Annotated in this window: 17 protein-coding genes and 1 tRNA gene; 7 read left to right on the top strand and 11 right to left on the bottom strand. The window is 62.5% G+C overall.

Going from position 1 to position 20,446, the window contains the following annotated elements; all coding sequences use genetic code 11:
- Positions 1 to 122 precede the first annotated feature (122 nt).
- The 8 genes from AC0L21_RS09220 to AC0L21_RS09185 form a co-directional block, all read right to left on the bottom strand.
- A complete protein-coding gene (locus AC0L21_RS09220) occupies positions 123 to 1,364 on the bottom strand; it encodes an ABC transporter substrate-binding protein (protein ID WP_473260419.1) in 1,242 nt (413 codons plus the stop codon).
- Positions 1,365 to 1,403: 39 nt separating this feature from the next.
- The gene (locus AC0L21_RS09215; protein ID WP_473260417.1) at positions 1,404 to 2,885 is read right to left on the bottom strand and encodes an ATP-binding cassette domain-containing protein; all 1,482 of its coding nucleotides are present in this window, start codon (positions 2,883 to 2,885) and stop codon (positions 1,404 to 1,406) included.
- Positions 2,885 to 3,811, bottom strand: coding sequence for a branched-chain amino acid ABC transporter permease (locus AC0L21_RS09210; protein WP_473260415.1), 927 nt, complete (start codon positions 3,809 to 3,811; stop codon positions 2,885 to 2,887). The genes AC0L21_RS09215 and AC0L21_RS09210 overlap by 1 nt, the downstream gene beginning before the upstream one ends.
- A 1-nt stretch (position 3,812) precedes the next feature.
- Positions 3,813 to 4,688, bottom strand: a complete 876-nt coding sequence (locus AC0L21_RS09205) for a branched-chain amino acid ABC transporter permease (RefSeq protein ID WP_007601104.1) — start codon at positions 4,686 to 4,688, stop codon at positions 3,813 to 3,815.
- Between the two features lie 100 nt (positions 4,689 to 4,788).
- Positions 4,789 to 6,030, bottom strand: a complete 1,242-nt coding sequence (locus AC0L21_RS09200) for an ABC transporter substrate-binding protein (protein ID WP_473260413.1) — start codon at positions 6,028 to 6,030, stop codon at positions 4,789 to 4,791.
- Positions 6,031 to 6,282: 252 nt separating this feature from the next.
- Positions 6,283 to 7,386, bottom strand: coding sequence for an NAD(P)/FAD-dependent oxidoreductase (locus AC0L21_RS09195; protein WP_473260411.1), 1,104 nt, complete (start codon positions 7,384 to 7,386; stop codon positions 6,283 to 6,285).
- Positions 7,387 to 7,396: 10 nt separating this feature from the next.
- Positions 7,397 to 8,581 (bottom strand): calcium-binding protein, encoded by a 1,185-nt coding sequence (locus tag AC0L21_RS09190; RefSeq protein WP_473260409.1) that lies wholly within the window; start codon positions 8,579 to 8,581, stop codon positions 7,397 to 7,399.
- Between the two features lie 198 nt (positions 8,582 to 8,779).
- The gene (locus AC0L21_RS09185; RefSeq protein WP_473260407.1) at positions 8,780 to 10,000 is read right to left on the bottom strand and encodes an SMP-30/gluconolactonase/LRE family protein; all 1,221 of its coding nucleotides are present in this window, start codon (positions 9,998 to 10,000) and stop codon (positions 8,780 to 8,782) included.
- Positions 10,001 to 10,279: 279 nt separating this feature from the next.
- On the opposite strand from AC0L21_RS09185, the gene AC0L21_RS09180 reads away from it, so the two are divergent.
- The 6 genes from AC0L21_RS09180 to AC0L21_RS09155 all read left to right on the top strand — a co-directional run bounded on the left by AC0L21_RS09180 (position 10,280) and on the right by AC0L21_RS09155 (position 16,411).
- Positions 10,280 to 10,540, top strand: a complete 261-nt coding sequence (locus AC0L21_RS09180) for a hypothetical protein (RefSeq protein ID WP_473260404.1) — start codon at positions 10,280 to 10,282, stop codon at positions 10,538 to 10,540.
- Positions 10,541 to 10,843: 303 nt separating this feature from the next.
- Positions 10,844 to 12,085 (top strand): hypothetical protein, encoded by a 1,242-nt coding sequence (locus AC0L21_RS09175; RefSeq protein ID WP_473260402.1) that lies wholly within the window; start codon positions 10,844 to 10,846, stop codon positions 12,083 to 12,085.
- A gap of 371 nt (positions 12,086 to 12,456) precedes the next feature.
- Positions 12,457 to 14,019, top strand: a complete 1,563-nt coding sequence (locus tag AC0L21_RS09170) for a 2-isopropylmalate synthase (RefSeq protein ID WP_027519477.1) — start codon at positions 12,457 to 12,459, stop codon at positions 14,017 to 14,019.
- 293 nt (positions 14,020 to 14,312) lie between these two features.
- Positions 14,313 to 15,317, top strand: coding sequence for a TRAP transporter substrate-binding protein (locus tag AC0L21_RS09165; RefSeq protein WP_354128132.1), 1,005 nt, complete (start codon positions 14,313 to 14,315; stop codon positions 15,315 to 15,317).
- Positions 15,318 to 15,511: 194 nt separating this feature from the next.
- Positions 15,512 to 16,147 (top strand): Spy/CpxP family protein refolding chaperone, encoded by a 636-nt coding sequence (locus AC0L21_RS09160; protein ID WP_473260400.1) that lies wholly within the window; start codon positions 15,512 to 15,514, stop codon positions 16,145 to 16,147.
- A 188-nt stretch (positions 16,148 to 16,335) separates the two neighbouring features.
- Positions 16,336 to 16,411: transfer RNA gene (locus AC0L21_RS09155), tRNA-Lys, on the top strand.
- Positions 16,412 to 16,469: 58 nt separating this feature from the next.
- Here the strand turns inward: AC0L21_RS09155 and AC0L21_RS09150 are convergent.
- On the bottom strand, positions 16,470 to 16,739 hold the full coding sequence (locus AC0L21_RS09150; RefSeq protein ID WP_473260398.1) for a hypothetical protein: 270 nt from the start codon (positions 16,737 to 16,739) through the stop codon (positions 16,470 to 16,472).
- Between the two features lie 893 nt (positions 16,740 to 17,632).
- Between AC0L21_RS09150 and AC0L21_RS09145 the strand changes: the two genes are divergently transcribed.
- On the top strand, positions 17,633 to 18,166 hold the full coding sequence (locus tag AC0L21_RS09145; protein WP_473260396.1) for an HdeA/HdeB family chaperone: 534 nt from the start codon (positions 17,633 to 17,635) through the stop codon (positions 18,164 to 18,166).
- A 211-nt stretch (positions 18,167 to 18,377) separates the two neighbouring features.
- Here the strand turns inward: AC0L21_RS09145 and AC0L21_RS09140 are convergent, their stop codons facing one another.
- Positions 18,378 to 19,430 (bottom strand): SphA family protein, encoded by a 1,053-nt coding sequence (locus AC0L21_RS09140; RefSeq protein ID WP_473260394.1) that lies wholly within the window; start codon positions 19,428 to 19,430, stop codon positions 18,378 to 18,380.
- Between the two features lie 220 nt (positions 19,431 to 19,650).
- Positions 19,651 to 20,415, bottom strand: coding sequence for an outer membrane protein (locus tag AC0L21_RS09135; RefSeq protein ID WP_473260392.1), 765 nt, complete (start codon positions 20,413 to 20,415; stop codon positions 19,651 to 19,653).
- Between the last annotated feature and the right edge of the window lie 31 nt (positions 20,416 to 20,446).

Genomic DNA, 20,446 nt, shown 5'->3' with positions numbered 1-20,446 from the left:
GGTCCACCGATGCCAGCGTACCCGTTGCGTTCTGCACAAAACGAAGGCCCGCCGCGATTGAAGCGACGGGCCTTTCAGGGGGATGGGTGCCCAGTACCGAGCCCGGTGGCGGGCTCGGCCGGTTACTGCGACAGCTTCACGAAACTCGGAAACTTGAGCTTGCCCTCCGCGATCTTCTCGGGCCAGACCACGACCTGCTTGGAGTCCTGCCACTGGAAGACCAGACCGGATACGGTCGTCGGACCGGACTTGATGCCGTGGGTGAACTCGTCGTCCTTGCCGTAGAACTGGATGCGGCCGATCGTGCCCTCGTAGTCGGTCTTTTCGAGTTCAGCGACCATCTTGTCCGGATCGGTCGAGCCCGCGCGCTTGATCGCCTCGGTGATGAAATAGACCTCGTCATAGGCGGTGTAGCCGGTATAGGCCGGCGGCGAGCCGAACTTGGCCTTGAAGGCGGCTGCGAACGGTTTCGTCTTGGAGGTCACGGCGACGTCGGGCGTTGCGACCGCCAGCGACGGGACGCCGTCGGCGGCGCCATTGGTGTCCTTCCAGAAGGTCGGGCTCAGCGCCTGCGCGCTGATGCCGAACATCGGGATCGGCACCTGCTGGTTCTTCCACTGCACCGTCGGCTGCACGCCGACATGGGAGATGCCGGTGACGATCACGTCCGGCTTCTTGGCCTCGATATTGTTGAAGATCGGCGTGAAGTCGGTGGTATCAGGCGAGAACCGCACGTGCTCGACCACCTTGAGGCCTGCTTTCGGAAGACAAGCCTCGTAGCCGACGTCGAGCGGCTTGGTCCAGGCGGCGTCCTCGCTCATGATCGCGACCGTCTTGAACTTGAGCTTGTCGACCAGGAGATCCTTGGCGGCGTCGCAGACGAGCTGCGCTTGCGCCGCCGAGGTCAGATAGCCGTGGAAGGTATACTTGTTCTTCTCGTAGTCGTTATGGATCGCCTTGGTGATCTCGTTTGAGGCGGCACCGGGGGTGATCAGCGGCATCTTCAGCCGCGCCGCCCAGGGCTCGAGCGCCAGCACGACTTCGCTGATGTAGCTCGCGATCACGGCGGAGACCTTGTCCTCGCTCACCGCGCGCTGGAACGCGCGTACCGAGTCCGCCGAGGAGCTCTTGTTGTCGTAGGTCACGATCTCGATCTTGCGGCCGAGAATGCCGCCCTTGGCGTTGATCTCGTCGGCGGCGATCTGCGCGCCGCCCGGCGTCGCGGCGCCAGCGATCGACTGCACTTCGGCGATGACGCCGATCTTGATCGGATCGTTCGACTGCGCATAGGCGGGAGCGGCAAGGCACAGCGCCAGCGCGGAGGCGAGGAGAAAGCTGCTGTTCAAATTCATCGATGGTCGCATGGTCGTTTCCCTTTGCTTGTTTTGTTGTTGATATGCGAACTAGAGAAAATCGGCGCCAGCTTCCGCGGCGAAGCGACCGGGATCGCCCTCCCAGACGATCCTTGCATGTTCGAGCACATAGACGCGGTCGGCATGCGGAAGCGCGAAGGTCACGTTCTGCTCGCCGAGCAGCACCGTGATCGAGGTCGTCTGCCGCAGTCTCGTTAGGGCCTTGGACAGGAGTTCGAGGATGACGGGGGCGAGGCCCAGCGTCGGCTCGTCCAGGATCAGGATCTGCGGCTGCATCATCAGCGCGCGGCCGATCGCAAGCATCTGCTGCTCGCCGCCGGAGAGCGTCTGCGCCATCTGGCCCTGACGCTCCTTCAGGATCGGGAACAGCTCGAACAGCCAGGCGAGCTGTGCCGCGCGCCTGTCGTCGGCCAGATGTTGCCCGCCGAGGTCGAGGTTTTCCCGCACGCTCATCTCGCCGAACAGCTCGCGCGATTCCGGGCACTGCACGAGGCCGCTGCGGGCGATCTTCGCCGGCGTCGTGCCGCGCAGCTTCTCGCCGCTGCGCACGATCTCGCCCGTATAAGGCAGGAAGCCGGAGATGGTGTTGAACAACGTGGTCTTGCCGGCGCCGTTGAGGCCGACGATCGAGACGAACTCGCCCTCGTGGACGTGGATCGAGACGTTCTCCAGCGCCTGCGCCTTGCCGTAGAATACGCTGACGTTCTCGACCTGGAGCAGCGGCACCTTGTCCTTGAAGCTGGTCTCGGGCCGCGCATGGGTCTCGATGGCGCCGCCGAGATAGACCCGCCGCACCGTCTCGTTCTTCATGACGTCCTCGGCCTTGCCGGTGACGATCTCCTCGCCAAGATACATCGCGAGCACGCGGTCGACCAGGGCGGCGACACTCTTGACGTTGTGGTCGACCAGCATCACCGCGCGGCCCTCGTCGCGAAAACTGCGGATCAGGTCGGAGAAGATTTCGACCTCCGCCCGCGTCAGCCCGGCAAAGGGCTCGTCCACCAGCACGACCTTGGGGTCGCGCGCGATCGCCTTGGCAAGCTCGAGCCGGCGCAGGTCGGCGAAGGGCAGCGTCGGCGGGCGGCGGTTCATCACGTTGCCGAGTCCGACGCGGTCAGCGATCCATTTGGCGCGCTCGAGCAGCGCCTTGTCCGGAAACAGCATGAACAGGCTGTCCGGCAGCAGCGCGACCATGATGTTCTCCAGCACGGTCTGCCGGTTCAGCGGCCGCGAATGCTGGAACACCATGCCGAAGCCTTTGCGCGCGATCTTGTGCGCGGGAAGGCCGGCCACGTCCTCGCCCTCGAAGATCACTTCGCCTGATGTCGGGCGCTCGATGCCCATCACGCTCTTCATCGCGGTCGACTTGCCCGAGCCGTTCGGCCCGATCAGGCCAAAGATCTCGCCGCTATTGACCTCGAAGCCGAGGTTCTTCACCGCCGTCAATCCGCCGAAGCGCTTGGTCAGGCCGCGGACTTCGAGCACGGCCCGGTTTGAAGATCGCATATCCATCACGAGCGCGCCTCACGCGAGAGGGCCGCTCCGAGGAAGCCGCCAGGGAAGAACAGTACGACGAGGAGCGCGACGGCCGAGACGATGAAGGTCGCGAGCTCGCCGGTCGGCCTTAAGAACTCGCCGGCGACGATCAGGAAGATCGCGCCCAGCGCGGCGCCAAGCACGGTGCGCCGGCCACCGAGCACGGCCGAGACGATGACGTTGACGCCGACCGCGACGTCGACGACCGTGCCGACCGAGGCGGTGCCAAAATAGAACACCAGCAGCGCGCCTGACAGCCCCGAGAAGAACGCACTGACGATGAAGGCGGCGAGCTTGTGCTTGACGATGTTGAAGCCGAGCGCGCCGGCCTGCACCGGATCCTGGCCGCTGGCTTGCAGCACCAGGCCAACAGGCGATTGCGACAGGCCATAAAGAATGGCCGCCGAGATCGTCATGAAGCCGAGCGCGATCCAGTAATTGACGCCGGCATTGATGGAGATGACGTCGGGGATGGTCAGGCCGATCTCGCCGCCGGTGAGATCGGCGAACACCACGATGAAATTCTGCAGCATCAACACCGCGACCAGCGTGGTCAGGCCGAAATACGGTCCGCGCACCCGCAGCGCCGGCAGCGCCAGCAGCAGGCCGGCGATGACGGAGGCGAGCGCGCCGAGCACGATGCAAGCGTAAACCGACCAGCCGAACTGGGCATTGAGGATGCCGGCGGTGTAGGCGCCGACGCCGATCAGGAAGGTCGGCCCGAAATTGACCTCGCCGGCGAAGCCGAACAGCAAGTCCCAAGCCATCGCGAACACGCCGAAATAGAAGGCGACGGTGAGAAGCCCGAGCACGTAGCCGGAGACGTAGAGCGGCAGCGTCGCCGCGATGACGACCAGCGCGAGCGAGACGAAGAACAGGCGTGTCGTAAAGAAGCTGGCCATCTCAGCGCCTCCCTAGAAGGCCCTGGGGCCGGATGTACATCACGAACACGAGCAGCAGCAGCGCCGGAATGGTGCGGTAGGCCGGCGAGACCAGGTAAGCCGTGAGTGTTTCGAGATAGCCGACCACGAAGGCTGCGATCAGCGAGCCGGAGACGCTGCCGAGGCCGCCGAGCACGACGATCGAGAACGCGCTCGCGGTCAGCGGTCCGACGCTGTAGGAGCTGACGCCGAGGAACATCCCGAGCAGCACGCCGGCGATGCCGGCGAGGATGCCGTAGATCGCCCACACCACAACGTAGATGTTGGTGAGCTCGAGGCCGAGCAGAGTGACACCGCGCGGGTTCATCGAGGCCGCCAGCACCGCCTTGCCGGTGCGGGTGCGGTTCACCAGGAGCCACAACAGCGCGATGACGAAGCAGCACACGATCGCGGTGAAGATCTCATTGCTGGGCGTGCGGACGCCGAGGATTTCGACGACGCCCTCGACGATCGGCAGCACGGTTTTGGCGTTGTTGGTGAAGAAATAAGCGATCACCTCCTGGATCATGATCCCCCATAGCAGCGTGCCGGTGAGGACGAAGATCTCCTTCTCTTCATTCGGGATGCGCCGGGAGTCCTGGATCGGCTTCACCACCGCGAAATAGGTGGCGAAGGATGTGAGGAGCGCGACGCCGACCCCGATCAGCGCGCCGGCATAGGTGCCGACATTCAGGATGCTGGCGGCGGCCCAGGCCGCCACCGCTGCCGCCACCATGATGGCCCCGTGGGAGAGGTTGAGGACGCCGGACACGCCGAAGATCAGCGTGAAGCCGGTGGCACCGAGAGCATAGAGAGCGCTGATGGCAAAGCCATCGATCAGAATCTGGAAAGCACGCATCTAGAATTGGCAATCTGATTTATGAGAGACGATGTTGCTGGGGCAACGTGCGGGGCCGCATGTGGAAGCTCCCGGGAGCTGGTCCCGGGAGCGTGTCCTGCTAGTTCGAGAGCTTGATGAAGCTCGGGAACTTGATGTCGACCTTGGCGACTTCCTTGGGCCAGACCGCGCTCTGCTTGCCGCCCTGCCATTGCAGCATCAGCCCGGTGATCAGGCCCTTGCCGTATTTGATCGAATGCGTGAACGGATCGTCCTTGCCGTAGAATTGGACGCGGCCGATCGTGCCTTCCCAGTCGGTCTTCTCCAGCGCATCGACGAGCTTGTCGGCGTCGGTCGAGCCGGCGCGCTTCACGGCGTCTGCGATGTAGTAGACCTCGTCATAGGCCGTGTAGCCGGCATAGGAGGGATAGTTGCCGAACTTCTTCTTGAAGGCTTCGGCGAACGGCACCGATTTGGGTGTCACCGCGACGCCTGGGCCGGAGACGCCCTGGTAGAGCACGCCTTCCGCCGCCTGATTGGTGTCCTTTCCAAAAGTCTCGTTGGTCGCCTGCGAGGCGATGCCGAACATCGGGATCGGCACCTGCTGGTTCTTCCACTGCACCGTCGGCTGCACGCCGACATGGGAGATGCCGGTGATGATCACGTCGGGCTTGGCGCCCTCGATCTTGTTGAAGATCGGCGTGAAGTCGGTGGTATCCGGCGAGAAGCGGATGTGGTCGAGCACCTTCAGCCCGATCTTGGGCAGGCATTCCTCGTAGCCGATGTCGAGCGGCTTGGTCCAGGCGGCGTCCTCGCTCATGATGACGGCGGTCTTCATGTGCATCTTGTCGACCAGCAGGTCCTTGGCGCCGTCGCAGACGGAAAGCGCCAGCGCGGCGGAGGTCAGATAGCCGTGGAAGGTGTACTTGTTCTTCTCGTAGTCGGCATGCACGCTCTTGCTGATCTCGTTGGACGCGGCACCGGGCGTGACGAACGGCGTCTTCAGCCGCGAGGCCCAGGGCTCAAGTGCCAGCACGACTTCGCTGATGTAGCTGGCTATGACCGCGTTGACCTTGTCCTCGTTTACCGCGCGCTGGAATGCGCGCACCGAATCCGCCGAGGAGGAATGATTGTCGTAAGAGACGATCTCGATCTTGCGGCCGTCGACGCCGCCATTGGCGTTGATCTCGTCGGCGGCGAGCTGTGCCGCCTGGGGGATGGAGGCGCCGGCAATCGCCTGCGCTTCCGCGATCACGCCGATCTTGATCGGGTCGGCCGCGAGTGCCGCGCCTGAGGTCATCAACACAGCGGTTGCGGCGGTACCGAGTGCTATTCGCAACGCAACAGAGAGCGGTTTCTTCATCTTGTTCTCTCCCTTAACAGGCCTCTTATGAGCCATTATGCGCGCGACTATACCGGCGGAGACATTCTCGGCAAGTGAAACCGCGTTCAGGATTGTGAGGCACGGACTAAAGTCTAGCGCTGCGCAAATAGCGGGCAGGAAAGCTCCCGGACCCGTTTCACGCGCAGGCATGCAGATTTCGTTGGTAGGCATGCGCAGCTATCGCGGGCGCACAGCAACCTGATCGCTGAATTGCGATGCCGTCGCGTTGGCTCAGCGCGCTCGCAGCAGCAATGGATCGAGTGGCGAGAGGCGGGCCGGATCGAAGGACGAGATGTCGACGTTGCTCGTCGCACCCTCCGCGATCAGTTGCGCCATGGCCTCGCCCGTGGCGGGCGCATTCAGGATGCCCCATACATTGTGCCCGGTCGCAACATAGAGACCTTCACTTTGCGGCACCTTGCCGATCAGCGGCAGGCCGTCCTGTGTCACCGGCCGGAAGCAAGCCTGCTGCGCAATGATCCTCTCGGAGCGGAACAGCGGTGACAGCCGCTCGGACATGGTTTGCAGGCGCGCGATCGCGTCGTGGTCCGGCGTCACGGCAGCCGGATCGAGCGGAAGCGGCGCGATGTCGGAGAGAGCGGTGATATGCGTGCTGCCGTCGGCGCGAGGAAAGACCTCGATCGACACGGCGCTGCCATTCTCTTGAGACTCCAGGAACAGTGCATCGGCCGGCGCATCCGTGCCGGTGTCGTACACGATGCTCGGGCTGCGCTGGCCGTAGACGGCGGGCAGGCTCATCCATTGCGCGGCGAGCAGCGACCATGGTCCCATCGCGATCACGACGGCGTCCGCCTCGACGATGCGGCCGTCGACCTCGACGCCCGTCGCGGTCGTGCCGTTCGCATCGCGCATGATGCCGGTCACCTGGCCGGTGCGAAGCTCGGCGCCTAGCGCGAGCGCCGCGTTCATCACGGCCGAAGTGAATTTTTTGGGGTGAACGATCGCGGTGGTCTCCATCGCGCCGATGCGCTGCGCGATGATGACGCCGTTGCTGAGCCAGCCGAGCGCGGACGGTGCATTCCGGCGCGGATGGCCATCGGCGGCAACGAAGCCGCTATAAGCGCTCATCGGGCGATAGCCCCAATCGCCTGCGATCTCGTCCGGCAGCTGCGCATGGATCGCAAAGCTCCGTCGCGCCAGCGCATCGAGCGGCGAGCCCTCGCACCAGTCGCGCGCGAGGAAGCCGCCGGCCTTGCCGGACGCCGCGGCCGCGACGTCCGTCCGCTCCACGACGAGGACATCGATGCCGCGGCGGCGGAGAAACCAGGCGGTGCAGGCGCCGATCACGCCCCCGCCGCAGATCACAACGCGCATGAATGCTCTCTCATACAATGAAATCCTTTGCATGGAGATCCGCGGTATGGACCCCCTCCAGCGTGATCGTATCGGTCGCGGTCAGGTGGATCACCGCGTTTCCTGTGCTGTTATCGCTGATCAGGCTTTTCAGCGCCGCCCAGTCTGCGAAGCCGTAATCGTGCAAATTGATCAAATCATGCTCTCGCGCCGTGCTGCCGACAGCCTTGTTACCCTGGTCGAAATCGTTGATCACGTCCAGGCCCGAGCCCTTGTTGAAGACGAAACCGTCGTCGTTCGGTCCGCCCCAGAACTGGTCATTTCCGCGACCGCCGTTCAGCATGTCCTTGCCGCCCGTGATCGAGCCGGCCGTGAACGGGGCGTAGGTCTGTGCATCGCCATACAGCAAATCGTCGCGGCGGCTGCCGAGGAGGATATCATCTCCGCCATGCGCATTGCCTGACATGTTCGAGGCGTCTCCCACGAGCACGATGGACGTGGAGTCCGGGTTGCCGTTGACAGCCGCGATCAGGATATCGTTGCCGCCACGGGCATCGTCGCTCATGTAGCCGGCGTCTCCGACCAGAGACGCGCCGCCAGATTGGGCTGCGGCACCGACGGTGTAGCTGAGGATGTCGTTGCCGCCGTGCGCATCGCCGCTCATGGAGACGAGGGCGTCGCCCGATATCGAAGCGCCGCCGTAACTGCCGACCTGGGTCACGCTGAGGATATCATTGCCGCCATGCGCATGATCGCTCATGGCACTACCGGAGTCTCCGCTGAACGCGCCGGACGATCTGTTTCCCATCGATGCAATGACGACGTCATTGCCGCCGCCCGTGTCGGCCGACATGGCGGTTTCGGCATCGCCAAAAACACCGAGGGTCGCGTAGATCGATGTCGATGCATCGACATGAAGCACATCGTTGCCGCCATGGGCGTCGCCGGACATCGCCTGCGCATCGCCGTCCAGGAACAGGTAGTCCCCGAAGCCTGTGACGGTTGCAGCGAGATGGTCGTTTCCGCCGCGGGAATGTCCTTGCAGCGTCTGGTCGTCGCCAACGAATGTCAGGACCGCGTTGCCCCCGTCGACGGTCGCGATCATCTTGTCGCTGCCGCCGCGGGCGTCGTTCGGCAGGCCCGGGTCTCCGAACTCAGTCACGAATTGCTGGGACCCAACGCTGACGATGATGGTGTCGTTTGGCATACGGCGCATCGCGCAACTCCCCGTTCAAGTCGGGCGCGGGAACGAAGGGCATCATGCCTTCGCACCGCGCTGCGGCCCTTCCGCGCGATACAATCTTCGTTGGATTGATGGCGGAGATTTGCCCGGGGCGTAGCTTGATTGCGATCAGGGAACCGAGGGCGCCGGCGGTCCACGCCGACGCCCGTGCTTGTGGTCTCTCGCGCGGGCTTAGCCCGGGCCTGCGCCCTGCGTGGCCGTGTACACCGCATAGAGCGACTGGCTCGCGGCCATGAACAGGCGGTTGCGCTTGGGGCCGCCGAAGCAGATGTTGCCGCACACTTCGGGCAACCGGATGCGGCCGAGCAGCTTGCCGTCCGGCGACCACGTCGTCACGCCGCTGTAGCCGACGGCGCGGCCCGCATTGCTGGAGGCCCAGACATTGCCGTTGACGTCGCAGCGCACGCCGTCCGGCCCGCACTTCACACCGTCGATCACGCACTCGCTAAACCGCTTCTGGTTGGTGAGCTTGTTGTCGGTGCCGACGTCGAACACGAAAATCTCGCCCTTGCCGCCGGGCCCGGTATCGCCGGGTCCCTTGCCGGTTGAGACGACGTAGAGCTTCTTGAAGTCCGGCGAAAAACACAGCCCGTTCGGATCCGGCACCTGCTCCTCGGTGACGACGAGGTCGACACGGCCGCTAGGGTCGATGCGATAACAATTGGTCGGCAGCTCGCGCTTGCCCGGTGCGAAGCCGGCCGGCTGTCCAATCCGCGGATTGAGCTTGCCGCCGGAATTGCTCGGACCGCCCGCGGCGTCGGGCTCACCTTCGTAGAGCTGGCCGCCATAGGGTGGATCGGTAAACCAGTAGCTGCCGTCAGGATGCGCGACGACGTCGTTCGGCGAGTTGAGCTTCTTGCCGTTGTAATTGTCGCAAAGCACGGTCGCGGTGCCGTCATGTTCATAACGCGTCACCCGCCGGGTCAAATGTTCGCAGGAGAGTTGACGGCCCTGGAAGTCGAACGAGTTACCATTGGAGTTGTTGGACGGCGAGCGGAACACGCTGACGCGACCGTCGTCTTCGCTCCAGCGCATCTGCCTGTTATTGGGAATGTCGCTCCAGAGCAGATAGCGGCCCTGTGCACTCCATGCCGGGCCTTCAGCCCACAGCAGGCCCGTATAGAGACGCTTGATCGCCGTGTTGGGCTGCGCGAGATCGTTGAAGGACGGATCGACCGCGATGACGTCGGGGTCCCAGAAATATGTGGTCGGCGCGCCGTTGGGACCGAAATCGCGTGGTGGGGTGGTGATCGTCGTCGGCGGCGCGGCCGGTCCGGTCTGGGCTCGCGCGGAGCCGGCGCCGGCCATTGTGGCGGCGGCGAGCGCAAGCCCCTGAACGAGCGTTCGTCGTGAAAGCGCAGCATCATGGTCACGCTGCTTTTGGCGTGTCATCGCGTCCTCCCGGTCATGTTCGGCTGGCCGGTTGATCCGGCCGAGCAGGGCGAGGTTAGTCCGGTCCGATGACGGTTGCGAGGGGGAGGTACGCATCCTCAGCGAGATATCGGGGCGGCAAAAGCGCTGCAACCTCGAACATGGAAACGACAAATTCATCCGGCGTGACGGGTTACCGGAACTGCGCTCGGGGCATGGCCAAGCTGTGGAGCATGTCAAGCCTTGACCTCCTGCGCGAGGCTGGCAGAACGTCATCCCGGGCGTAAGTCGGAGTTCGCTGTGGCTGTCATCGTACTGGTTTTGCTGCTCGGGATTGCATTTGCGGCCGGCTATTTCAGCCGCGACTACGTCTCCCGCAAAAGGCGAGCCGAGGCGCGCCGCTGGCGGGAGTACAGCGAGCCGGATTGGCTCGGCGCCAACGCACCGGCCAATACCAACGAGATCGCGATCGCCGGCAAGGCTGCGCCGGTCGCCACCGGCGAGCTCGGTCAGATGCTGAACCGCTGGGAGAGCAGGGCTCGCGCTCGCCGCACGGCGTAGCTCGACGGTCTCGCTGAGTGGCTAATCGGTCTGTACCTTTGGTCCCAAAATGGGCCGCCGGCGAAAGCGCGTGTGCACTGCCACTTCGCCCGACATGCGGCGATTTGCTCGTGCAATTCTCCCAGGTTGTGTGAACCATTTAACACACCTGATGCGGCAATGCGCCTAATCGTGGTCCGATTGGATTCACCGGCAGGCGCAAAGGAGCCCGTCATGAGAGCGGCAGGGGTTGTCGTCGTTCTGGCTATGATTGCGGGCTCGTCGTGCCAGGCCGATGAGTGTCAGAGCTTTTCGGCGAGTACAATGAAGGCGAATGGCACGGTTGCCGCGGCCAAGTGGCGACTAGACTATCCGCCGGTGCGCCCCAATCCCAATGATCCGCAGCCTTGGGAATCGGTCGATTTTCGCACCAAGCCGGCTGACTACATGAATGCCGTGCTCAGTACCGCGAAGACGTCCTTCAAAATCGTGGACCGCAAGCTCGTCGGCACCGGTCAGGAGCAGTGGTGGATTTCGCAATGGCTCGACTACGGAAACTCCGGGCGCGAGCCGTTGATGGGGCTGACCAAGGAACGCGGCCCCGATCCCGGCGATCTGTCCAAGACCAACACACGAGGTTCCCAGGTCTGGGCGGTCGGCTTCTACAACAGGCCGGGAGCAGCAGTCTTCGGGGAGGTCTTCGCCGAGCCTTGCAATCCGTCTTTCCCGGTCGCGATGAAATTTCCGAATGACACTGTCTCCGTCAAATTTCTGTTCACCGATGCCTCACCCGACGAAGTTGCCTACCTCCAGGGCGCACCCGAATACGACGCCTTTATCGACAATTTGGGCGCTGGCTCCGGCGGTCAGGATCCCGGCACCCGCACGATCCGCTCGGTGCGCCTGCTTCAGGTCGATATTTCAGTGAAGGATTCAGCGAAGACCGGCCGGTCGCTGGACACCGGATGGGTGTTCGGGACCTTTGTCTGGCGCGGCCCGGCAAAGGGCGACGCCCTGTTCGACAATCTCGTGCCGGTATCGCTGCAATGGGGCAACGACCCCGGCGTCTACGACGGCGCGATCCGTGAGAGCTGGATCAATCCCGATTTGCGGAACGTCACCTATGGCTGGGACCAGCGTCTCACCATGGGCTTCATGGGGCGCGCCAACGGACCTGCCGACAATATCCGCTCATCTTGCCTGTCGTGTCACTCAGCGGCGCGCACGCCGCGCGCCTCGATCGGGCTGCTCGACAGTCGCTTCAACATGGACGACCTCGCCAATCCTGCGAAGGTGAAGGGCCACATCGACACCTGGTTCCAGAACATCAAGGGCAGCCAGCTCTTCCAACCGTCCGAGCCGGCTGCATCGACGCTCGACTATTCGCTCCAGCTCGAGGCGGCGGCGTTCCGAATTTGCCTTGCCTGCCAGGCCGGCGACCTTCGCGGTCCGACGCCCACCTTGTGTCGCAGCAGCGGCTTCTACAATCGGCCGGTCTGCAACGCGCCTCTGGAAGTGAGCGTCCGCAAGCGGTTGCTCGACCTCGTGCCGCCGCCCCGGCAATAGCCGGGGGAAACCAGGTCAATGGTTCTGTCCATCTTTTGGCGTTGCGGTTGCCGCCATTTCTCGTCTAGAAACGGTAGATCGAGCCTCCCGGCAACCAACCGTCAACGGTTTTGACCGAGGATTGAGGGCTCAAAGGGTCTGGCAATGCTGATTCGCGGCCAAATCGATGGGATTTCGGGGGAGGTGGCTCTGGCCGCCGCCACGATCCCGGCCGCGCTGCTGCCCACCCTCCTGATTGGCGGGCTTCTTCTTACTTGCCCCTGAGGGCCGGCTGGGCGCCATGCGCCTGGGCGCTCAGGGGTTGGTCGAGATCACCGGACACCTCAAGCGCCTAGAAGACTGACGGCGCAAAAGCTCAAAAGGAAATTCAAATGGCCCCCGTGAACAAGTCCGATAAGGACCGCGTCATCATTTTCGACACCACCCTGCGCGACGGCGAGCAGTGCCCCGGCGCCACCATGACCTTCGAGGAGAAGCTCGAGGTCGCCGAGATGCTGGACGATATGGGTGTCGACGTCATCGAGGCCGGCTTCCCCATTACCTCGGAAGGCGACTTCCAGGCGGTCAGCGAGATCGCCCGCCGCTCCAAGAACGCCGTCATCGCCGGTCTGTCGCGCGCCCATCCCGCCGACATCGACCGTTGCGCGGAGGCAGTGAAATTTGCCAAGCGGGGCCGCGTCCACACCGTGATCGCGACGTCGCCGCTGCATATGCGCGTGAAGCTGAACAAGACCCCGGAGCAGGTGCTCGAGACCTCGGTTGCCATGGTCGCGCGCGCCCGCAACCAGATCGACGACGTCGAATGGTCGGCCGAGGACGGCACCCGCAGCGAGATGGACTATCTGTGCCGCATCGTCGAAGCCGTCATCAAGGCCGGCGCCACCACGGTGAACATTCCTGATACCGTCGGTTACACCACGCCCGACGAATACACCCACTTCATGAAGACGCTGATCGAGCGCGTGCCGAACTCGGACAAGGCGGTGTTCTCCGTGCACTGCCATAACGATCTCGGCATGGCGGTGGCGAATTCGCTGGCCGGCGTCGTCGGCGGCGCGCGCCAGGTCGAGTGCACCATCAACGGCATCGGCGAGCGCGCCGGCAACGCCGCGCTGGAAGAGATCGTGATGGCGATCAACGTGCGCAACGACAAATTCCCCTACTGGAACAAGATCGACACCACGCAGCTGACCCGCGCCTCGAAGGTGGTGTCGGCGGCGACCTCGTTCCCGGTGCAGTACAACAAGGCCATCGTTGGTCGCAACGCGTTCGCGCATGAGAGCGGCATCCACCAGGACGGCGTGCTGAAGGACGCTTCCACCTACGAGATCATGCGGCCCGAGATGGTCGGCCTGAAGCAGTCCTCGCTGGTGCTGGGCAAGCATTCCGGCCGCCATGCCTTCGTGCACAAGCTGGAGGAGATGGGCTACAAGCTCGGCCCGAACCAGCTGGAAGATGCATTCACGCGGATGAAGGCGCTGGCCGACCGCAAGAAGGACATCTACGACGAGGACATCGAGGCGCTGGTCGACGAGGAGATGGCGGCTTCGCACGACCGCATCAAGCTGACCTCGCTGACCGTGATCGCCGGCACCCATGGCCCGCAGCGCGCGACCATGAAGCTCGACGTCGACGGTCAGATCAAGATCGAGGAGGCTGAGGGCAACGGTCCGGTCGACGCGGTGTTCAACTGCATCAAGCGCCTGGTGCCGCACGAAGCCAAGCTCGAGCTGTACCAGGTCCACGCAGTGACGCAGGGCACCGACGCGCAGGCCGAAGTCTCGGTGCGGCTGTCGCATGAGGGACGTGCGATGACCGCGCGCGCGGCGGATCCTGATACGCTGGTGGCCTCGGCGAAGGCCTATCTCGGCGCGCTCAACAAGATCGTCATGAAACGCCAGCGCGACACCGTGACGACCGCGGCGGCGAGCTGACTTAACTTCGCCTCTCCCGCTTGGGGGAGAGGGCGACACGCCTGGGTGATGCGACGCATCGTCCCAGGCGTTGCCGGTGAGAGTTCTCTCCACGCGGGGCGTGTCCCGACCTGGAGGTACCGTTGGCCTCATCCCTCTCCCGCAAGCGGGCGAGGCAGCGCAGCGGTATTCATGATGAATACCTGCCCTGCTAAGGGCCAATAGCGGCTCCGCCTCCCAGCCGCTATTGATGCAACCGGCATAAGGATCGGCCACCCGCGCGAGGAGTGGCCCAAATAACAAAGGGAGAGATTATGCGCACCTTCGCGATCGCTGCGTCCATGGCGGTCCTGGCTCTTGGCTTGACCGGGCCGGCATCGGCCCAAGCGCCCATCATCATCAAGTTCAGCCACGTTGTGGCCACCGACACGCCGAAGGGCAAGGCCTCGGAGAAATTCAAGGAGCTCGCCGAGAAGTACACCGGCGGCAAGGTCAAGGTTGAGATCTATCCGAACTCGACGCTCTACAAGGACAAGGAAGAACTCGAGGCGCTCCAGCTCGGCAGCGTGCAAATGCTGGCGCCGTCCAACTCCAAGTTCGGCCCGCTCGGCATCCGTGAGTTCGAGGTATTCGATCTCCCCTACATCCTCCCTGATCTGAAGACGCTGCGGAAGGTGACGGAAGGTCCGCTCGGCGCGAGGCTGCTCAAGCTGCTCGAACCGAAGGGCATCACCGGCCTTGCCTATTGGGACAACGGCTTCAAGGAGATGAGCGCCAACAAGAAGCTGGTGACGCCGGCCGACTATCAGGGCGTCAAGTTCCGCATCCAGTCCTCGCGCGTGCTCCAGGCCCAGTTCAAGGCGCTTGGCTCGCTGCCGCAGGTGATGGCGTTCGGCGAAGTCTACCAGGCGCTGCAGACCGGCGTCGTCGACGGGCAGGAGAACACCTGGTCGAACATCTATACCCAGAAGATGCACGAGGTGCAGAAGTACATCACCGAGAGCAACCACGGCTATATCGGCTACGTCGTGATCGTGAACAAGAAGTTCTGGGACGATTTGCCGGCCGACATCCGCGACCAGCTGACAAAGGCGATGAAGGAAGCAACCGACTTCAACAATACGCAGTCGCAGAAGGAGAACGAGGACGCGCTCGCCGAGATCAGGAAGAGCGGCAAGAGCGAGATCATCAAGCTGACGCCGGAGCAGGATGAGGCGATGCGCAAGGCCATGGAGCCGGTCTACAAGGACGCCGCAGGTCGCATCGGGCAACCGTTGATCGACGAGTTCCAGAAGGAAGCGAAGAGCACGACGAACTGATTTGAACGGACGATGAATGGGGGCTTCCGTGCCGGGCGCGGAGCCCCTTTTGTTGCGAATGATTTCCGATTGCGACTGAATGAAAATTCAGGAGCGTTATATCTTCGAAAGAAGGCGCTCCCTGTCCAACTTGTAAGTTGCACGTAAGCTGCGCTGCGCCCATCCTCACGGCATCCTTCCAGAGGAGAGTTCGCATGAGGAAGTTCACCATCGCCGCCATCGCCGTGCTCAGCATCGCCGGCTCGGGCGCGGTCTATGCCCACTATCATCGCCCGTGGATGCACGAGCACATGCGCCACATCCGGATGAACCCGGAAGATCGCGCCGCCATGGTCGACGCGCGGATCGCCGCCGTCCATGCCGGGCTGAAGCTCAACGCCGACCAGGAAAAGCTGTGGCCGCCGGTCGAGGCCGCCGTGCGCGACTTCGCCAAGCTGCGCATCGACCGCGCCAATGCGCGGATGAATGCCGGTCCCGGCGATGCCGGCAGGGACGCGAATAGAGACGCCAACAAGGATGCCGACAGGCCGGAGGATCCGGTCGCCCGCCTACGCCAGCGCGCCGAGGACATGGGGGCGACGTCGGCGGCCCTAAAGAAGATCGCCGATGCCGCCGATCCGCTCTACAAGACCCTGGACGAGGGCCAGAAGCGGCGCCTCGCCGTGCTGACCCGCCACCGCGGCCCGTTCGGCGGCGGCGAAGACGGCCCGCGCCGCCACTTCATGGAGGGTGGCATGGACCGCATGATGGAGCGCGGCATGGACCATTTCCACCGTGACCGTTTCGACCGCGACGGCGGCCCGGACCGGGACCGCGAGGGCCGGCTCTGAGCCTGCAAGGATTGCTCCGGTCACCCTTGGCGAAGCCGCTGGAATCCAGCGGCTTTTCGCTTTTTTGGGGAGGTGGGCACGCCCTTGGCATACCCTTGTCATAGCCTTGGAAAACTTACGTGCCATCGCTTGCCAGACCCGGATCGCTTTGCTAAACGACCGGCCTCGCAAGGCTTTAACCGCCTTTCGGGCGCATAGCTCAGTTGGTAGAGCAGCTGACTCTTAATCAGCGGGTCCCAGGTTCGAGCCCTGGTGCGCCCACCATTTAAATCAAGACCTTAGCGAGAGAAACCGTTCGAGAAGGCCGAACTAAAACGGTTTTTCAAGCGGTGTTTTTGACCACCGGGCGGCGACTCTCGGCATTGTAATGTGCTCTCCTCGTCTCCGCGGAGGCCAAAGGCGTCTCGAAGGCCGCCCGACAGAACTGCTCCATCAATGTGGCATCTGGGTCAGAGCCGCCCGACATGGTCGGCATCTTCCACTTCCTTTCAATGTCATCGGCGGCGCATCGGGGCAGCTGCGCCGCGTTCCCATCGAAGTAGTGGTTGAAGTCGACGTGGACCCTCATGTTGTCCGGGCGGTAGGCCGCCATGCGATCGTAGAGAAGAACGGACGCTGCTCCGAACGCCGATAGACCGATTTGTGCATCGGTGATCTCGAGTCTTCCGTCTCCGGGTCGATCGGCAGGTCACGAACCCCGGCCTTGAGGAAGCCTCCCGCCTGCTCATGTGCACCCGCGGGATTGGGCGACAGCCGTAGCATACTGCCGTCGTATTTCAGGCAGGAGGGATGAGCGAAGCTCCGGCGAGCAACCAGTTGAGCGCGACGAAATTCGCCCCTCCTTTGCTTTGGCGCTGCATTCGGCAGCATACCCTCGGCACTGTTCTGCGCTTGGCACTGCTGTTGCTCCTGTCAAGAAGCTTAGCTTACGTCCGATAGCCAGAAGAGAATTGAAGCAGATCAAGCAGGCAGCTCGCAAATCGATTTTTGCCATTACCTGTTACATTAGGCCAGTTACCGCCGGCGAATGAGAACAGATCGCAATTGTCGTCGCATCGTGAGAAAAGCCGCTCCCTGGGCGGTGGACAGAGCCACCGCGCAAGGACAAACGCGGCCTAACGCGACATGCTTATGTTTAGCAAAGCCCCTTGCAAACCGACCGCCAAGTCAATGTCCGATCGGCAAATATCAATGAGCGACCTGCACATGCTGCGGGGACCCGCTGGCAGGGAGCACACCGAAGCACAGCATTGCAACGTGTTTGGCAAGACGGGATTCCACGTGACATCAGTCACAACGGTGACACGATTTGCAGTTTATCGCGTCCCGCGCAGCGGGCTGACTCTCCTCGCTACCTGGTAGGTTGATCTAGATCAAATCGAGCACTTGCCACTATGGTGATTACTCTCGGGAGCCGCGGGATGCCGGTCCTGTGAAAGCAAATCGCGATTAGTCTGTCGGTCACTCGTTACGGGAGTCATCACAATGAGGTGCAGGTTCAGTATCGTTACGTTCGTCCTAATCGCCTCAGCGTTCGCCACTGAGGCGCTTGCCACGACGGCCGATATTCGCAGCATCACCTGTAGCGAATATCTCGCCATGCCGGCTACACCGTCGAGCAAATTTTCAGCTTGGATGACCGGCTGGTTTAGTTATGAAAGTCGGAGGACGTTTGTAGATTTTGACCTGCATCGGGCAAATGTCACAAACGTAAGAGGGTGGTGCCAGTCCAACCCGAATGCCAGCGTGATGGTAGGACTGGAAAAATCGATAGGCGTAACTGCGGTGCCTAACGCTACGCTGGATTTTAACAAGATCACCTGCGGAACTTGGTTGGCATACGGTCCGGCGGATCAAGATTTTGTAAGATACTTCATGAGCGGCTACTATAACGCAGCAGCAAGCAACAGTGTATTGGACTACGAGCGCCTGCAGAGGAACTCCAGCGCGGTCGTCGCGTATTGCAAGAAGAACAAATCCCGCACTCTACCAACGGCCATTCAGAATAGAGCTAGTTAGCTGGACCAGTCTCCCGCCGCTTGCGAGCAACAGAGCGCGCCCTGTATTGGTTTGGCTCCTGTTGATGGCCGTCAGCCGAGTAGCGGCGCATTTCATCGAGGTTCGCTCAGTGACGCATGTCGGACAAGATTTGCGAAGGTTGGAGTTCTTCGCAGTTTCTCTCCTTTGATACTTCGACCGACCGCAGCCGACCTTCCAGTTCGGAAGAGGTTTATCTCACAACCAAATGCTTCCTGGGCGCGACGGCGGCAGGCGCGGACGGGGAAATAGTGAACGTCAGCCAGGTGTTCCATCCCGACGGACGGTTGGCTGCACCAAATTCGCCGTATCCCCTTAGACCAAGAGAGCCCTGCATATCTCGGATCGGGAAGCTGTACCCGATTTGCGGACCGAGGCCGAAAACGCGTGATCTGAAGCCACCGAGCATCGGGTTTTGGCCGGAGTCGTCGGTGATTTGCTGATAGGCGTATCCAGCAAGGCCGACGAAAAGCTGCTTGGTGAGGTAGTGCGATGCGCCCCAGTCGAAGTGGAAATTGATGCCGCTCTGGTACTGGGTGTCCGGATTCCTGAAATTGTAGGTGAGGCCGACGACGCCCGAGATTTCGTTTCCTGCCGCCGGGTTGAAGTAGGTATAGGCGCCTCCAATGTCGATCGCGCCATGACCGAGCCCGGTATTGGGGATCCGCGTCAGATCGTAATCGCCGACGGGAATATTGCCTGTGACGTAAGCCATGTAATTGTGGACGCCATCGTTCCAAAACACCTCCGCGAATGGCGCGAGGTCGCCGTATGAGACAAGCGAGCCTTCGAGCGTCCCAGTGCGCGTCACCACAATCGGTCCAGCCATCGCTGTCAGTGTTCCAGCGAGACTGGCGGCGGCTCTGCCGTATTGGCCGGACATGCCCACGACCAACTGACCGCCAAGCACCGTCGCCGCGAAAGTATACGATGGCGCGAGGGCGACTAGATCAGTCCGTCCGCTCAGACCCAGATTCAAACTGACGTTGACATTGGCGGGGATTCTGCTGGCTTGGATCTGTTTGGCCACAGCAGCGCTCCCCGAGGCGGCGACGCTGGAATGGTAATCGATGACACTGAGCGCCCAGCCCGGTGTCTGCTGCACGGCGGCGAGACTTGCAAACTGGCCCGGAAACCAGAATGAGCTACCCCCCTGGTCGGCATACGAAACATCAGTGCAAAGCACGAGTACAGCAATCGCGGCCGCATGGTTGATGACACAGTCTTCCGGTTTGTTTGATCTCATTTGCAAACTCTGGGCAGACGGCATTCACTACTAGGCACAAGCAACGTCCAAATGCGCGACAGAATGGTAACAGCTCGGGACATTTGCCTTAGGACGATGACGCAGTCGCAGCCCTCTCAAGGTGCTTGCGCTGGAGATGTTCGGCTTCTTGAGCGCCAAGATTTCATAAGCACAAAAAAGCCCCGGCATGCCGGGGCTTTGGTTTGGCAGGGTGAGTGCATTAATATCTGGCCGCGACCGGTGCGCCGTATCCACCGAAACGGTAATTCAATCGAAGCGTGACCATGTCCACATCCTGGCTGACCCCGCTGCCGGTGAGGACGAACCCTCCGGGAGTGACTACGCCTGCGAAGCCGGCATTATCACGCCCCATCCAGAGATGGTCGTATTCGATACCGAGCGACCAATTGGGCGTGAAGCCGTACTCCCAGCCGACGCCAAGGGCGCCGCCCCAGCGTGTGTGCCCTGCCGATGCCAAGCCGACCCCGGTGACGTTGTTGAATATGTCGAACCGATTGCGCGTCACGGCGGCGCCGCCCTTCACGTAGAACAACGAGGCGTTCCATGCCCAGCCGAGCTGCGCCGTGAAGAGTCCGATGGCGTCAATCTTACCGGTTGTCGAAATCAGCGGGTCGATCAGACTGACGCGCGTATTCTTGATTTCTGCCCAATCTCCCTGCGCTTCCAGGCCGAGCACAAACTGATTGGTTTGCCAGCGGTACCCGATCTGTCCGCCAGCGAGGCCGCCGGAGCGATCGGCGCAACCACCTGCGACCGTCCCTGCTGGCGTGACGAAATCCACACAGCCGTGGCTTTGTCCCCAACCGCCGTTGGCGCCGATGTAGAACCCGGTCCAATCATAGATCGGCGCGATCACCGGGGGCGGGGCCTTGACGTAAGGTTTAGCGGCCAGATCAGCCGCTGACGCGGGTGCCGCCATGCTCACCGCCAGCAAGGCGATGCCACTCAACCAAATCTTCTTCATTCTTTTTGCTCCATCCACGTTTCACCCTAAC

The organism is Bradyrhizobium sp. WSM4873, from assembly GCF_055811355.1.
Note: the sequence above shows the minus strand (reverse complement) of the source record. Positions and strands in the feature narration are given on the sequence as shown.

Coding starts and splice junctions, on each gene's coding strand:
- AC0L21_RS09150 (WP_473260398.1), bottom strand. CDS start 16,739: ATGGCGGCCTACCGCCCGGACAACATGAGGGTCCACGTCGACTTCAAC.
- AC0L21_RS09200 (WP_473260413.1), bottom strand. CDS start 6,030: ATGAAGAAACCGCTCTCTGTTGCGTTGCGAATAGCACTCGGTACCGCC.
- AC0L21_RS09160 (WP_473260400.1), top strand. CDS start 15,512: ATGAGGAAGTTCACCATCGCCGCCATCGCCGTGCTCAGCATCGCCGGC.
- AC0L21_RS09175 (WP_473260402.1), top strand. CDS start 10,844: ATGAAGGCGAATGGCACGGTTGCCGCGGCCAAGTGGCGACTAGACTAT.
- AC0L21_RS09145 (WP_473260396.1), top strand. CDS start 17,633: ATGAGGTGCAGGTTCAGTATCGTTACGTTCGTCCTAATCGCCTCAGCG.
- AC0L21_RS09170 (WP_027519477.1), top strand. CDS start 12,457: ATGGCCCCCGTGAACAAGTCCGATAAGGACCGCGTCATCATTTTCGAC.
- AC0L21_RS09190 (WP_473260409.1), bottom strand. CDS start 8,581: ATGCGCCGTATGCCAAACGACACCATCATCGTCAGCGTTGGGTCCCAG.
- AC0L21_RS09185 (WP_473260407.1), bottom strand. CDS start 10,000: ATGACACGCCAAAAGCAGCGTGACCATGATGCTGCGCTTTCACGACGA.
- AC0L21_RS09195 (WP_473260411.1), bottom strand. CDS start 7,386: ATGCGCGTTGTGATCTGCGGCGGGGGCGTGATCGGCGCCTGCACCGCC.
- AC0L21_RS09140 (WP_473260394.1), bottom strand. CDS start 19,430: ATGAGATCAAACAAACCGGAAGACTGTGTCATCAACCATGCGGCCGCG.
- AC0L21_RS09135 (WP_473260392.1), bottom strand. CDS start 20,415: ATGAAGAAGATTTGGTTGAGTGGCATCGCCTTGCTGGCGGTGAGCATG.
- AC0L21_RS09220 (WP_473260419.1), bottom strand. CDS start 1,364: ATGCGACCATCGATGAATTTGAACAGCAGCTTTCTCCTCGCCTCCGCG.
- AC0L21_RS09210 (WP_473260415.1), bottom strand. CDS start 3,811: ATGGCCAGCTTCTTTACGACACGCCTGTTCTTCGTCTCGCTCGCGCTG.
- AC0L21_RS09165 (WP_354128132.1), top strand. CDS start 14,313: ATGCGCACCTTCGCGATCGCTGCGTCCATGGCGGTCCTGGCTCTTGGC.
- AC0L21_RS09205 (WP_007601104.1), bottom strand. CDS start 4,688: ATGCGTGCTTTCCAGATTCTGATCGATGGCTTTGCCATCAGCGCTCTC.
- AC0L21_RS09215 (WP_473260417.1), bottom strand. CDS start 2,885: ATGGATATGCGATCTTCAAACCGGGCCGTGCTCGAAGTCCGCGGCCTG.